Below are 13,391 nucleotides of genomic sequence, written 5' to 3'. Positions count from 1 at the left end.
ATGCTTGGTTCCAATAGGTATGACCTAAAAACAAGATATTGAGTCGTTTATGCCGCAAAACTAAACGAAAATGGCTTCATTTTATTTCATAAAAATCTAAAAGAAATTCCCTCTTAAATTCCTATATTTGCAGCCTTAAAATCAATACAAAAAATGACATTATCCCAGATATTGAAGCCTTCCATAGAAAAAGCGGTTCAAGCTTTATTTGACGTTGCCATAGACAAAGTTGAATTTCAAACCACACGCAAAGAGTTTGAAGGCGACATCACGATGGTGATTTTTCCCTTATTGAAAGTCATCAAAAGCAATCCGGTCGAATTAGGAAATAAAATTGGAAACTATTTAGTCGAAAATGTGGCTGAAGTGAGTCGTTTCAACGTCGTTTCAGGATTTTTGAATATCGTTATTTCCGATGAATATTATTTGAATTTTTTCAATGACATTCGAAAAGAGGACAAATTTGGTTTCGTTGTTCCCAGTCCGGATGACAAAGCCATAATGGTCGAATATTCCTCGCCAAACACCAATAAACCCTTGCACTTGGGCCACGTTCGAAACAATCTTTTGGGCTATTCCGTTGCCGAAATCATCAAGGCTTCGGGCAAGAAAGTGTATAAAACCCAAATCATCAACGATCGTGGAATCCATATTTGCAAGTCGATGTTGGCTTGGCAAAAATTTGGAAACGGTGAAACTCCGGAGTCCACGGGGTTGAAAGGCGACAAACTGGTTGGAAATTATTACGTGGCTTTTGACAAAGCGTATAAAGAACAAATCACCCAATTAATGTCTGAAGGGAAAACCGAAGACGAGGCCAAAAAACAAGCGCCAATCATTCTAGAAGCACAAGAAATGCTGTTAAAATGGGAAGCTGGAGATGCCGAGGTAATTGCACTTTGGAAAAAGATGAACCAATGGGTTTATGACGGTTTTGCCACAACCTACAAAAATTTGGGAGTCAATTTCGATAGCTATTATTACGAAAGCAATACGTATTTATTGGGGAAAGACGTCGTGCAAATTGGTTTGGAAAAAGGCATTTTCGAAAAAGATCCAGACGGTTCGGTTTGGATTGACTTGACCGATGAGGGTTTGGATAGAAAAATCGTCTTGCGCTCTGATGGAACTGCAGTTTATATGACGCAAGACATTGGAACTGCCATACAGCGCGTCAAGGATTTTCCAGACGTTGGCGGAATGGTTTACACCGTGGGTAACGAGCAAGATTACCACTTCAAAGTATTGTTTTTAATCTTGAAAAAACTCGGTTTTGATTGGTCTAAAAATCTTTATCACTTGTCCTATGGAATGGTCGATTTGCCTTCCGGAAAAATGAAATCCAGGGAAGGAACCGTTGTTGATGCCGATGATTTGATGCAAGAAATGACTGATACCGCCCAAAAAATTGCCGAAGATTTAGGGAAATTGGACGGTTATTCCGAAGAAGAAAAATCTAAATTGTACAAAACTATCGGATTGGGAGCCTTGAAATATTATATTTTGAAAGTCGATCCAAAGAAACGAATCCTTTTTGATCCAGCTGAATCGGTTGATTTTGCAGGAAACACCGGCTCTTTCATTCAATATACTTATGCCAGAATCCAGTCGATTATTCGCAAAGCCGATTTCGATTTTACTGCGACATCGAGCGTTGCCGAGTTGCACGAAAAAGAAAAAGAATTGATCAAACAACTCGAATTGTTCCCTGAAGTAATCCAGAATGCGGCCCAAAGTCACAGTCCGGCCTTGATTGCCAACTATACTTATGATTTGGTTCGCGAATACAATTCGTTTTACCAAGCCGTTTCCATTTTGGGAGAAGAGGATTTAGACAAAAAAATATTCCGTGTCCAGCTTTCCAAAAAGGTGGCCGACACGATTGCATTGGCCTTTCAATTATTGGGAATTGATGTTCCAGATAGAATGTAATTTCAGTATAAAGCAAAAAAAAGACCTCAATTTGAGGTCTTTTTTTATGGGAAATCCTAAATTTATAAATGCAACTCGACCGTTACTTTTGAACTTCTTATTGTTTATGAAATCTAATTTGCCGCAAGAATAAAATTGATGGAAACTTTTGCGTTTTCGGCAATTTTGCCTTTTACAAGACTGGGGATTTCAATGTTGTAATCTTGTGGTTTGACCAAAATCAGACTTGTTGCCGTAATTTTGCCGGCATTCAGTACAAGTGTCAGTTTCGTTTTAATTTTTTGGGTTATGCCGTGAATGGTCAAATCTCCTTCTAAATCAAATTCTGTTTTTTTGGAGGATATTTTTTTTGCATCAAAATTTGCAATTTTGCCTTTGAAAGTTGCTTTGGGAAATTTAGAAGATTCCATATAGTTTTCATTAAAATGTTCTTCCATTAATGGTGATTTGAACTTGAATGCTTTTATCAATGCCAATGCCACAAAATCACCAGTGGCTTCATCCAGAATACAAGATACGCTATTGTTTTTTCCAGCGATTTCTTCAAAAGCGGGCATGGAAGCTTCAAATTTTATTTCACCTGTACGAGTCATCATTTTCTGGGAAAAAACCATGTTTCCCACTAAAAAGCATATGCCTAAAATTATTCCTTTTTTCATTTTTTATGTTGTTTAATTTATGAATCCTTGTTGTTGCCAAAGTTTAATCATATCTATTGTTGGAGTTGCCAGAGCTCCGTTTGGAGGCATTACCGAGCCACAAGTTTTGTCGATTCTACATAGTAAATTTCCAGTTGAAGTTGAAACTTTTACTTGCGCGTAAGTCGTCAAAGTTGGGTATGTGCCTCCCGCAGAATGGCAGCCAATGCAGTTCGCTTTGATGACGGGTTCAATATTTGCAGTGTAAGTGGGATTTGTTACCACAACGGATATTTCATTGTAGGTATTGGACTCGCATGAAGCTAGGAATGCACCTGCCACAAATAGTATCATTATTATTGTTTTTTTCATAATTTATCTTTTTATTTTTTAAAAAACGCGGTACATGTTAAAACCAAAATACAGACTTCCTCCGTTCCAATTACCAGTTGCATTGGTAAATACCGAAACATCATTCATTGGTTGGCTATTGGAAAAAACCATTTGAAAAACATGTCCTCCAGTTTCTATATCTAAACCTAAAGTCAACGGATTCTGGTATAAAGGAGCATTCTCCAACTGATTTACTTTGTAGGCATAATCTAAATTCACGCTTAATCTTTTAGATAATTTACATCTTCCTCCTGCCGCGACCAGATATTGATTTTCTAGCTCTTGTGATTCGTCAAAAAGATTTTTGTGAACATAAACTCCTCCCACTTCAAAAGAAAGAGCTTCAGAAAATTTTCTGGACATCAGTAATTGTGAACTGTATGCCAATCGATTTGTAGCTTTTAAATTGGGATATTGATCTGTACTCAAGGCCGTATTTATATCCATGGTATTGTAACCAACAATGGTCAAGGGGAAACCATTTGTTATTTGGTCTGCGAATTTATATTTGGCTGTCAATTCATATAATTTGTTGTAAGTATGCCTCGATGCACCAAGTGACAACCAGTTTGTAACGCCATAAATACCCCCGATTTTTGTCATAGCATTGTCTAATCCAAAAAAATTGTCCAATCCAAGGGTCAAATCGCCAAAACGGTGCGAAATTACCATATACCATTCGCCTTTAGCCGTCATCTTTGTAGATTGCATGTTACAGATTTGCAGTCCCTTGAAAGCGGTAGTTTCTTTGTCTTTTACATTCGATTTTTCGGCATTTAGTTGATCTAATAAGTCATCTTGTGCAGTGGCATATCCTACGGTAAGAAACACTAACACAAAAGAAAAAAATTTTTTCATTCCCATAATTTGATTTAATTTTTAATTACTGATTTAACTTAAGAAGCTTTAAAACATTGGTCTAATTTTAATTCACCCATTAAATCATCATAGCCTACAACTCTGCCTTTCATGATTATGACTTGGTTTTTTGTTATGCTGGGATCTAATTCCTTTAAATTGCAAATAATGGAATTATCTATAATCACTTCGGTGCCCGTTATTTTGGTGATGGTGCCCTTTATGGCAATTGCTTTTTCCAGGTATTTTTTATTTGACATTTCAATATTGGAAACAAATTCATCTGCAATGCTTTTTGAGGAAACGGTAAAGGCTGTTTCTTCGGTTGATAAATTTCTTGCGCCACCATATAGGACATAATTGTATACCGTGAAGCCCAGAATTGCAACCAGTGTAACAGAGAAAATAAAAATTTTAAACTTTTTGTTCATCATTATTGATTTTAGGTTTTTTGTTTTTAAAGAAAAAAGACGTCTCCATTTTTCATAGAGTTAAAACATTTCTGCAGAAAAATACCCTACCAAAAAAAGTTGATAATTGAAAAAATAAACAAAGGATTAAAATTTCTCTATGGATCAAGTATTATGGACGGGGTAGTAGAATAATGGTGTATTTAGTGCCAACTTGAGTTTTGGATGATTTGGTTTAAGACATTACGTAAAAATCAGTTATTCCTGATTTTCTTGTGGTTCCAATCAGCAATTCTTAAAATTATTTTATTTGGGTAGGGTAATTTAAAGTAAAAGTGTTTTCTGTATAGCAAACATTAAATACGCTTCATATTGAAACAAATCTACTTGCACAAATAAATAATTTAATATAAAAATTTAATCTATAATTTATGAAACTTAAACTAGTTCCTTTCTTTGCCTTATTAATGATTACTACATTTCAATCGTGTACAGTTGAGAATCCTTACGCACCAATTTCAAATCCAACAACTCCCATTGTGCCAACGGTATCGATTCCGGCCAACATTACAGTAACTAAAGGAGATGCGGTAGCAACTTCAAACTTTACAAGTACTCCCACAGGAGCTACTTTTGCTTGGACAAACTCTAATACAGCTATTGGTTTAGCTGCCAATGGTTCAGGAAATGTACCTCAATTTACAGCCACAAATAGTGGAGCTACCACGATAATTGCTACCATTACAGTCACGCCAACTTTAAACGGAACTGTAGGAACTTCTTCTTCTTATACCATTACAGTAACTCCCACAGCTCCAAGTTCTGGAACACCAACGGTTACTGTTCCTGCAAACATTACAGTGGCAGATAAAGGTACCGTGGCTGCATCGAGTTTTGTCAGCACTCCTGCAGGGGGAACTTTTGCTTGGACAAATTCAAATGCCGCTATTGGTTTAGCCGTCAGTGGCTCAGGAAATGTACCACAATTTACAGCCACAAATACTGGAACTACCGCAATAATTGCTACAATTACAGTTACTCCAACAGTGAACGGAGTTAAAGGAATTCCATCTTCCTATACCATTACCGTGAATCCAACTCCACCAACATCAATAGCAATAACGCTTACGGGTAGTGCCTCAGGTTCTACTATAAGTCATAATGCCGGAAAAAATTGCATGAGTTGCCACACTCCTGGCACTTCAGCTGGAAGCAAAGGTGTATGGGTAATTGGCGGAACAGCTTACAGCAGTTCTGCGGGAACTTCGATAGCTAAAAACATGGTCATTAAATTTTATACGGGGCCAAACGGAACCGGAACCTTAAAATACATTCTTAATGGTGATGCACTTGGGAATTTATATACTGCAAAAACCGTTGATTTTACGGGAGGTTTATATCCTGCTGTAACAGGTCCAACCACTACAAAATATATGGGTTCTTCTATAACGAACGGAGCTTGCAACAGTTGTCATACTGGAGGTACGGGCACCGCAAGAATTTGGGCTAACTAATTAATCCAACTTCAAAAATTCAATACAATAGAGTCTGTTATTTGTTCTGTTGTTACAAATAATAGACTTTGTTGATTATAAAAAAAATGAAATTCCATAATCAAAAAAAATACAAATGAAACAAAAATCAATTACACTATTTGCACTTATGGCATTGCTGGCAACGATGCAGTCTTGTTCAACAGAAGATGAATATGGCTCAATAAAAGATAGTACAACAGGAAGTTCTGAAAGTCATAATATGGGGCAAAACTGTATGAATTGTCACAAGCCTGGCGGTGGAGAAGCCCCGGTATGGAAAGTTGCCGGAACAGTTTATAATCAGGCGCTCACTGTTGTCAATCCTAATGCCACGGTAAAACTTTATACTGGACCAAACGAAACAGGAACCTTGAAATATACAATACAAGTAGATGCCAAAGGCAACTTTTATACTACTTCAGCCATTGATTTTACGGGAGGCTTATATCCATCAGTTACGGGAGCCACTTCAACATATTCCATGTCGACACCTATTGAATCGGGTGCATGCAACAGCTGTCATAATGCTGTTGCCACAAATAGAATATGGACTAACTAAGTCAAGTAGAATTTTGTAGGACTAGGTCAACAAATAATAATTCTTTAAAAATAACAACCGTCTCACAACTTGAGGCGGTTTTTAATTTTGATAATCCAATGTATCAAAAAAAGTTAGGTTGTAACGATGTTTTAAATTAAAATGCCACCCTAAAACTCAAATTGGGTGTTCGTTCAAGCGAATAGGTTTTCACGTCTTCAATCGAATTTGTAGCTGGATTTATCCGGTAATATTCGCTAATTTCATTTTGTTTGTTGAATACGTTTATTATGGACAAGCCCAGTTTGTATTGGATTTTTTGGGCAGTTTCCCATTTGTAGGTTGTCGAAAAATTAACCTGGAAAAAATCGTCCAGATTTTTATTGTTTGGCGTATTGTATTCTATGGTTGGATTTAAAGGGTCACTGTTGTTGATTCCAACAGGAGTTGTTTCGGGTCTTCCAGAATACCACTTTGAACCCAATGCAATTTTTAGGTTTCCTATTTCATAAGTTCCCGCCCACGACACGACATGTTTTAATTCGAAATTGTTCGAAAATTTGGTTTGTTCAATACCTGGAAAGTGGTAATTATTGTCATTGTAGGCATAACTTAGCCAAGTAATGAGATGGTTTATTTTCTTTTGAACCAATATTTCGGAACCAAAAACTTCATAATCACCATTTATTTTTGCAAACTCCAATTGGTTTTGAAATCCTTGGCCCGAACTGTTGATTCCATTCACTTTTTTATAAAAATTATCCAAGGTTATCAACCAATTATTCTTGTTGAAAGAAAACCCAATCGATGCTTGTTTGCTTTTCTGGATGGGAATCGTGCCGTTGTTTGACACTATCCAACGTCTTTTTTCAACACCAAAATAGTCTTCTTGAAGATCAATGACCTGAAAACAGTTTTGGCTTTTAAATTCTCCCAAAACTTCCAGACTCAAGCTTTTTGAAATGCCATAATTGAACTGTAAACGTGGCTCAAAAAGGTGTTTTTTAAATTCTTCAATATAATTTACTCGCATTCCGGCTTTTAGATATATTTTCGAAAGCGTGTCGTTGTATTTTCCTTCCACAATGAGTGCGTGTGTTCGTAAAACCTCTTTGATTTTTCGGTAAAATGCCGGCGTATTCACTTGGTCTAGATTTGTCGATCCAATTTCATTAAATTGATATCCATCATTGATGGAAAATTTGGAAGTAACGACATGGTTGTTTTCTATTTTAAAACCATCGTCCAATACCCTGTTTTCTTGTTTTACGATTTGGTTGTCCTGAATTTTGTTTTTCTCGGCATCCAATTCGTATGATGAGGTAAAAACATTGATTTTACTACTATTTTTATCGTTCCAGTTTCGTTTCCATAAAATATTTGCTCCGTGATTTTTTTGGTATAAACTATTGCTTTCCGATTGGACAGTGCCGTTGATTGTCGCTTTTTGATCCACTTCAAGTTGGTCGTTGATGGCTATCAGGTCTAAAACGAGATGGTCTTTGAGTCCAATTTTTTGCGAATATTTGAGCGTGATGTCGTAAAAACTAAATTTCTCGTCATTTTGATACGCTATGTTTTGTGAGGTGGAAAAATCAGAAACGCTCGTGTTTTGAAAAGCCTTGTCATAGTATTTGGTATAAGTGGGCGTTTTTACAAAATCCGTGATGGATTTTCTGGCCGCAATTTCCAAGAAACCATTTTTATTGATGTTGAATTTCGAGTAAACATCAAGATTGATCATGTTTATTCCGGCGCTAAAACTGTTTTTTTCTAATTTATTCGTATTGGAAGAAATATCCACGATACTCGAAACGCTTTCGCCGTAAAAAGCGGAACTTCCGTTTTTTGAAATGGAAACAGTATTGGCCAGATTGGGATTGAAGGCAGAAATTAAACCAAAAAAATGCCCGGTTTGGTACATTTTAATTCCGTTCCACAAAAAGAGGTTTTGGTCATGGGTTCCACCTCTGACATTGATGCTCGAAAGGCTTTCGTCAGCAGTGTAAATACCCGGAATTTGCAACATGGTTTGTAACACGTCAGGCTCAATCAAGCCGGGCAAGATTCCTAGTTTCTTTGGTTTTATTACAAATGTTCCATCGATTGTTTTTGAAATTCCGGACGCCAAATAATGATTTGCGGTTACATTTTCCAGCTTTAAAACGTCAAGCTCCAGAAAAATTTTGGGACAATTTTTGTTCAGTAAATTGGTGACGGCTATTTTTTGAGTGATAAAACCAATATGGCTAATCCCAATTTCAGTGGCTTCTTCTATTTTAATTTCAAAATAACCTCTTTTATCAGTCATTGTGCTACCGCCATTTATTAACTGGACGTTTGTTCCTTCTTGGGGCTGGTTGTCATTTTTGGAATATACGTAACCACAAACTAGTTTTACTTCTTTTTTAGGGATTATGGTGATGAATTTATTGTCTACTTTTTCGAATTGGAGATTGGTTCTTTTTTGGAGATAAACAATCTTTTCACTTAAGGACAATGATTTTTTTGGTGGTTCAATTTTGACGATGGCAATTTCATCTTCTATATAGTTAAAATAAACGTGATGTTGCTTCTCGATGGTTTGCAGGATTGTTTTTAATGCAATTGCTTTGTTTCCGTCTTGAGCTTTTATACTCAGGGCAAAAACAAAGCAAAAAAACAAAGCATAATTGCGTTTTATAAAAAACATTTATTTTCCTTCAAAAATTATTTTGTTTGGGCTAATTTTATTTGGTTTTAAATGATAGGTTGTTGCAATAATTTGCAGGGCAACATCTAGGTTGTCGAGTGGCATTTTTCCTGTGAATAATTCGTTGGAATATCCTGCTTTAACCTCAATCGTTACATTGTATTGCCTTTGAATTTCATCCAATATGTTGCTTAAATTTTCCTTGTTGAAGGCAATTTTGTTTTCCAACCATTCTGGTTTTTGGGTGTCAACCAATAGGTTTAGCTGTTTTCCGTTTTCGAAAGCCACACTTTTTCCGGGTGTCAAAATAATTTCTTTGTCTTTGTAATTTACTTTGACTCTTCCTTCAAAACAAGTGATGTCAAAACGATTTTTTCTGGCTTTTACGTTGAATTGCGTTCCAAGAACGGTCACTTTCCCCAGATTCGTTTTGACTTCGAATTTTTTGCCTTTGGCCACTCTAAAATAGGCTTCACCGTTTAATTCCAGGTTTCTGTGGTTGTCCCAATTCCATTTTTTATATTCAATTTCCGAACCGGAATTCAAAACGACTTGCGAGTTGTCAGGGAGCGAAAATGTTGTTCTGGCTCCATTGGATGCAAATTGCGTTTCTTCTGAAAAATTGCGCAGGGTAAATGTTATTCCCAATGCCAGCACGAGGATGGCTGCCACTCTAAACATCCAATTTTTGTATAAAGGAATGACTTTGGGTGTAGTTTTTTTATGGGCAAGAATGTTCTCCAAAACTTTTGCTTCGTCAAAATCAGCGACTTTTAATTGGGCAGAATAGTTTTTTATTTTTTCGTAGTTGTAAAAATCGGGATCGGTTTTAAATTCAGCCAATTCCGCTTCCGTCAATTCGTCATTGAGCCATTTTGTCAAGATGTAATTTTTTTCCATCGTTTTTGGTCTTGTTATTTATAGAACAATTAATGCTTTGTTTACCCTACTTGAGGTCGATTGTTTTTCTTAATTCGATCAAGGCCAAGTGTATCCGCTTTTCGACGGCTTTTACGCTGATGTTCAATTCTTCGGCAATTTCACTGTATTTTTTTTTGTCGATTCGGTGCATCAAGAAAGCCACTCTTTGGGTCTCGTTCAGATCTTCAATGGCTTTCAAAAGTTTGTTCTTGAACTGTTTTTCTTCTAAAATAAATTCCGGGTTTTCATTTGTTTTATCTGCACCAGTGAAATTGTTTTCATACTCCAAAACTACTTTTTTATGCTTGATTTCGTTCAGCGAGCTGTTGTTGGCAATGGTGTAAATGTAGGATTTTGCTTTTTCAATGGGAACTGAAGCACAATTTTGCCAAAGTTTTATAAATGCTTCCTGCGTTAAATCTTCCGCTTGATCTTTGTTGCCAAATTTGTAAAAAAGGAAGTTGCGCAACGACTTGGAGTGGGTTTTAAAAAAAGACGAAAAAATTATTTCATCACAAGTGTTTGATTCGTAGTTTTTTGTCATTTTTTAGTATTCAATTTTGACTTGGCAAATATAAATTTATTTTTAATTTGAGTAGGGTAAATGTAAACTAAATTGTTTTATGAAGGTATGACCCAACTTAATGTTTGCTTAGGAAAGTCCAACGCAGTTTTTATCATAATATTTTGATTGGAAAAATTAATTTATTTTGAATGAATAAGTCAAATGTTCTGCTCTAAGTTAAGGAATATGAAATGCAATTATGACAAATGTCGAATTTGTTAAAAGAAATTGATAAATTTGAATTTTATTACAGTTGACCAAAAAGATGCCATGTTAAGTTTTAAAAAACAGTTACACTATTTAGCGATACTAAGTTTGCTATTCCTGTTCTCTTGCCAAAGCGAAGTGGAAGAGCAAGTGTACAATACACAGGCAACGATAACAAAGTCTTCCCCGCTTACTACTTATTTGCAAAGGGTGGCGATGGTAAAAACGATTGAAGACAACCTGATAGACAACTCCAGTTATTGCACTATAAAATTTCCCTACAAAGTTACCGTGAACAATGTAGTTATTTCGATCAATTCCTCCGCCGATTATCAAAAAGTATTGGACAATATCAATGCTTTTCCCAATGATAACGACATTGTGAGAATTACTTTTCCCGTGACAATGGTCTATTATAATTATGTGGAAAAAGTTATTTCAAGCCAACCAGAATTTGAGTCATTATTGTCATATTGGGCAAATGAACCCGATTTGTTGTCCAAAATCAACTGTCTCAACATTAATTATCCCATAACTATCAATATTTACAATAGCGCCAATCAAGTGGCGAGTTCAGTACAGATAAAAAATGATTCTTCTTTTTTTAGTTTCATAAACAATCTAAAGGAAAACCAATTCATTGCCCTAAGTTATCCCATTTCGATAACGGACAACAATAACAAAGTAACGGCAATTGCAAATAATTCCCAGTTAGAAAATGCCATCAAGTATGCGATTGACAATTGCAAGGAGAACACCAATCCAGCAATCGATTTTATAACTACGCTGACGCAAGGCGTATGGAGAGTTTCTTATTTTTACGATGATTTTGAAAGAACTTCATTGTACAATGGTTATGAATTTATTTTCAAAAAAGATCAAACAGTCATTGCCACAAAATTAGGAATTTCCGTAAGTGGTCAATGGGAAACCAAAATAAATAATGGTCTCAGGGAATTTAAAGTAAATTTTAGTCCAGATTTACTGCATCAATTGGATGAAGACTGGAAAGTGTTTGAATTTAATAATTCGCAACTGCGGTTTAGAAAAGAAGGAGGAAGTAATGACAACCATTACCTTTATTTTGAAAAAAAATAATCTAAAAATTAAATAGCAACAAAAAACCAGCCGAGAGGACTGGTTTTTTTAATGAATAATATCGAAATTTTGCAAGTTTGTAACTTTGTGACTTTGCAACTTTAGCTTATATTTGCACCTCAATAAAAGATAATTACCATTATGTTCGATAATTTAAGCGATAAATTAGACAAAGCCTTTCACATACTTAAAGGTCACGGAAAAATAACCGAAGTTAACGTAGCCGAAACCCTAAAGGAAGTGCGTCGTGCTTTATTGGATGCCGACGTCAACTTTAAAATTGCCAAAGATTTTACCACCAAAGTAAAAGAAAAAGCAATAGGACAAAACGTGTTGACCACGTTGCAACCGGGACAATTATTGGTAAAGTTGGTCAAAGACGAGCTAACCGAATTGATGGGAGGCGATGTTGCGGGAGTGAATCTTTCTGGAAATCCAACCGTTATTTTGATGTCGGGATTGCAAGGTTCTGGAAAAACCACTTTTTCTGGAAAATTGGCCAATTATCTTAAAACCAAAAAAGGGAAAAAGCCGCTTTTGGTTGCTTGTGATATCTATCGTCCCGCGGCCATAAAGCAATTGCACGTAGTTGGAGAGTCGATAGGAGTGGATGTTTATTCAGAACCAGACAACACAAATCCGGTGATTATTGCTCAAAACGCCATCAGTTTTGCAAAACACCAAGATTTGAATGTCGTGATTATAGATACCGCAGGTCGTTTGGCCGTTGATGAAGCGATGATGACTGAAATTTCGAATGTTCATCAAGCCATCAAACCTCAGGAAACCTTGTTTGTTGTCGATTCGATGACAGGACAAGATGCCGTGAATACTGCAAAAGCCTTCAACGACCGATTGAATTTTGACGGTGTCATCTTGACTAAATTAGACGGTGATACTCGTGGTGGAGCTGCAATTTCCATTAAATCGGTGGTTAATAAACCGATTAAATTTGTGGGAACTGGCGAGAAAATGGAAGCCATCGACGTGTTTTATCCAGATCGTATGGCGGAACGTATCCTAGGAATGGGAGACGTTGTGTCTTTGGTAGAAAGAGCACAAGAGCAATTTGACGAAGAAGAAGCCCGAAAAATCCAAAAGAAAATCGCCAAAAACGAATTCGGTTTTGATGATTTCCTTTCCCAAATTCAACAAGTGAAGAAAATGGGTAACATGAAAGACTTGGTTGGAATGATTCCGGGAGCTACAAAAGCAATGAAAGATGTTGAAATTGAAGACGACGCTTTCAAACATATCGAAGCCATTATTCATTCGATGACGCCAAAAGAAAGAACAAAACCGGCTATCATAGACGTGAAAAGAAAAGCCAGAATCGCAAAAGGTTCCGGAACAAAAATTGAGCAAGTCAACCAGTTGATGAAACAGTTCGATCAAATGAGCAAAATGATGAAGATGATGCAAGGTCCGGGTGGAAAAAACATGATGAAGATGATGGGGAACATGAAAGGCGGAATGCCCGGAATGAGATAAAAAAAGTGTTCAGTGTTCAGTTTTGTAATGCTGGAAAATTGTTCAGATTTGTGATACCAAAAAATGTTTATGAGTGTAATTTTAGTCAAGCCATAAACAACAAACAATAAACC

12 protein-coding genes are annotated in these 13,391 nt (G+C 36.2%); 5 read left to right on the top strand and 7 right to left on the bottom strand.

Annotated features, from left to right (window positions below; genetic code table 11):
• The first annotated feature begins 153 nt into the window (after window positions 1-153).
• Window positions 154-1,932 (top strand): arginine--tRNA ligase, encoded by a 1,779-nt coding sequence (argS, locus tag C0430_RS06355; RefSeq protein ID WP_290866816.1) that lies wholly within the window; start codon window positions 154-156, stop codon window positions 1,930-1,932.
• 113 nt (window positions 1,933-2,045) lie between these two features.
• On the opposite strand, the gene C0430_RS06350 is transcribed toward argS, so the two are convergent.
• From C0430_RS06350 to C0430_RS06335, 4 genes are read right to left on the bottom strand one after another with little or no spacing between them, the layout of a single operon-like run.
• The gene (locus C0430_RS06350) at window positions 2,046-2,591 is read right to left on the bottom strand and encodes a YceI family protein (protein WP_290866813.1); all 546 of its coding nucleotides are present in this window, start codon (window positions 2,589-2,591) and stop codon (window positions 2,046-2,048) included.
• A 12-nt stretch (window positions 2,592-2,603) separates the two neighbouring features.
• Window positions 2,604-2,942: a hypothetical protein gene (locus C0430_RS06345; protein WP_290866810.1), complete on the bottom strand. Its 339-nt coding sequence runs from the start codon at window positions 2,940-2,942 to the stop codon at window positions 2,604-2,606.
• Between the two features lie 18 nt (window positions 2,943-2,960).
• Entirely contained in the window at window positions 2,961-3,821 is an 861-nt protein-coding gene (locus C0430_RS06340) for a DUF5777 family beta-barrel protein (protein ID WP_290866807.1), read from the bottom strand.
• A 38-nt stretch (window positions 3,822-3,859) separates the two neighbouring features.
• Window positions 3,860-4,255 carry a hypothetical protein gene (locus tag C0430_RS06335; protein WP_290866804.1) on the bottom strand — a complete coding sequence of 132 codons (396 nt, stop codon included), beginning with the start codon at window positions 4,253-4,255 and terminating at the stop codon, window positions 3,860-3,862.
• Window positions 4,256-4,662: 407 nt separating this feature from the next.
• Between C0430_RS06335 and C0430_RS06330 the strand changes: the two genes are divergently transcribed.
• Both C0430_RS06330 and C0430_RS06325 read left to right on the top strand, forming a co-directional pair.
• Window positions 4,663-5,745: a hypothetical protein gene (locus tag C0430_RS06330; protein WP_290866800.1), complete on the top strand. Its 1,083-nt coding sequence runs from the start codon at window positions 4,663-4,665 to the stop codon at window positions 5,743-5,745.
• A gap of 115 nt (window positions 5,746-5,860) precedes the next feature.
• Window positions 5,861-6,325, top strand: a complete 465-nt coding sequence (locus tag C0430_RS06325; RefSeq protein WP_290866797.1) for a hypothetical protein — start codon at window positions 5,861-5,863, stop codon at window positions 6,323-6,325.
• A gap of 136 nt (window positions 6,326-6,461) precedes the next feature.
• Here C0430_RS06325 and C0430_RS06320 read toward each other — a convergent pair whose 3' ends face one another.
• Genes C0430_RS06320 through C0430_RS06310 form a run of 3 tightly spaced genes read right to left on the bottom strand, consistent with a single transcriptional unit; the run spans window position 6,462 to window position 10,461 of the window.
• A complete protein-coding gene (locus tag C0430_RS06320; protein WP_290866794.1) occupies window positions 6,462-8,996 on the bottom strand; it encodes a TonB-dependent receptor plug domain-containing protein in 2,535 nt (844 codons plus the stop codon).
• A complete protein-coding gene (locus C0430_RS06315) occupies window positions 8,997-9,896 on the bottom strand; it encodes a FecR family protein (protein ID WP_290866791.1) in 900 nt (299 codons plus the stop codon).
• 46 nt (window positions 9,897-9,942) lie between these two features.
• Window positions 9,943-10,461 carry a sigma-70 family RNA polymerase sigma factor gene (locus tag C0430_RS06310; protein ID WP_290866787.1) on the bottom strand — a complete coding sequence of 173 codons (519 nt, stop codon included), beginning with the start codon at window positions 10,459-10,461 and terminating at the stop codon, window positions 9,943-9,945.
• 258 nt (window positions 10,462-10,719) lie between these two features.
• Between C0430_RS06310 and C0430_RS06305 the strand changes: the two genes are divergently transcribed.
• Window positions 10,720-11,787, top strand: a complete 1,068-nt coding sequence (locus C0430_RS06305) for a hypothetical protein (RefSeq protein WP_290866784.1) — start codon at window positions 10,720-10,722, stop codon at window positions 11,785-11,787.
• Window positions 11,788-11,928: 141 nt separating this feature from the next.
• On the top strand, window positions 11,929-13,278 hold the full coding sequence (gene ffh / locus C0430_RS06300) for a signal recognition particle protein (RefSeq protein ID WP_290866780.1): 1,350 nt from the start codon (window positions 11,929-11,931) through the stop codon (window positions 13,276-13,278).
• Window positions 13,279-13,391: the final 113 nt, after the last annotated feature.

The organism is Flavobacterium sp. (assembly GCF_013823965.1).
Classification (GTDB): domain Bacteria; phylum Bacteroidota; class Bacteroidia; order Flavobacteriales; family Flavobacteriaceae; genus Flavobacterium.
Note: the sequence above shows the minus strand (reverse complement) of the source record. Positions and strands in the feature narration are given on the sequence as shown.

Bases quoted from the DNA above. Each gene is read 5' to 3' on its own strand.
- C0430_RS06350 (WP_290866813.1), bottom strand. From the start codon at position 2,591: ATGAAAAAAGGAATAATTTTAGGCATATGCTTTTTAGTGGGAAACATG.
- C0430_RS06325 (WP_290866797.1), top strand. From the start codon at position 5,861: ATGAAACAAAAATCAATTACACTATTTGCACTTATGGCATTGCTGGCA.
- C0430_RS06320 (WP_290866794.1), bottom strand. From the start codon at position 8,996: ATGTTTTTTATAAAACGCAATTATGCTTTGTTTTTTTGCTTTGTTTTT.
- C0430_RS06330 (WP_290866800.1), top strand. From the start codon at position 4,663: ATGAAACTTAAACTAGTTCCTTTCTTTGCCTTATTAATGATTACTACA.
- C0430_RS06310 (WP_290866787.1), bottom strand. From the start codon at position 10,461: ATGACAAAAAACTACGAATCAAACACTTGTGATGAAATAATTTTTTCG.
- C0430_RS06335 (WP_290866804.1), bottom strand. From the start codon at position 4,255: ATGATGAACAAAAAGTTTAAAATTTTTATTTTCTCTGTTACACTGGTT.
- argS (WP_290866816.1), top strand. From the start codon at position 154: ATGACATTATCCCAGATATTGAAGCCTTCCATAGAAAAAGCGGTTCAA.
- C0430_RS06315 (WP_290866791.1), bottom strand. From the start codon at position 9,896: ATGGAAAAAAATTACATCTTGACAAAATGGCTCAATGACGAATTGACG.
- ffh (WP_290866780.1), top strand. From the start codon at position 11,929: ATGTTCGATAATTTAAGCGATAAATTAGACAAAGCCTTTCACATACTT.
- C0430_RS06345 (WP_290866810.1), bottom strand. From the start codon at position 2,942: ATGAAAAAAACAATAATAATGATACTATTTGTGGCAGGTGCATTCCTA.
- C0430_RS06340 (WP_290866807.1), bottom strand. From the start codon at position 3,821: ATGAAAAAATTTTTTTCTTTTGTGTTAGTGTTTCTTACCGTAGGATAT.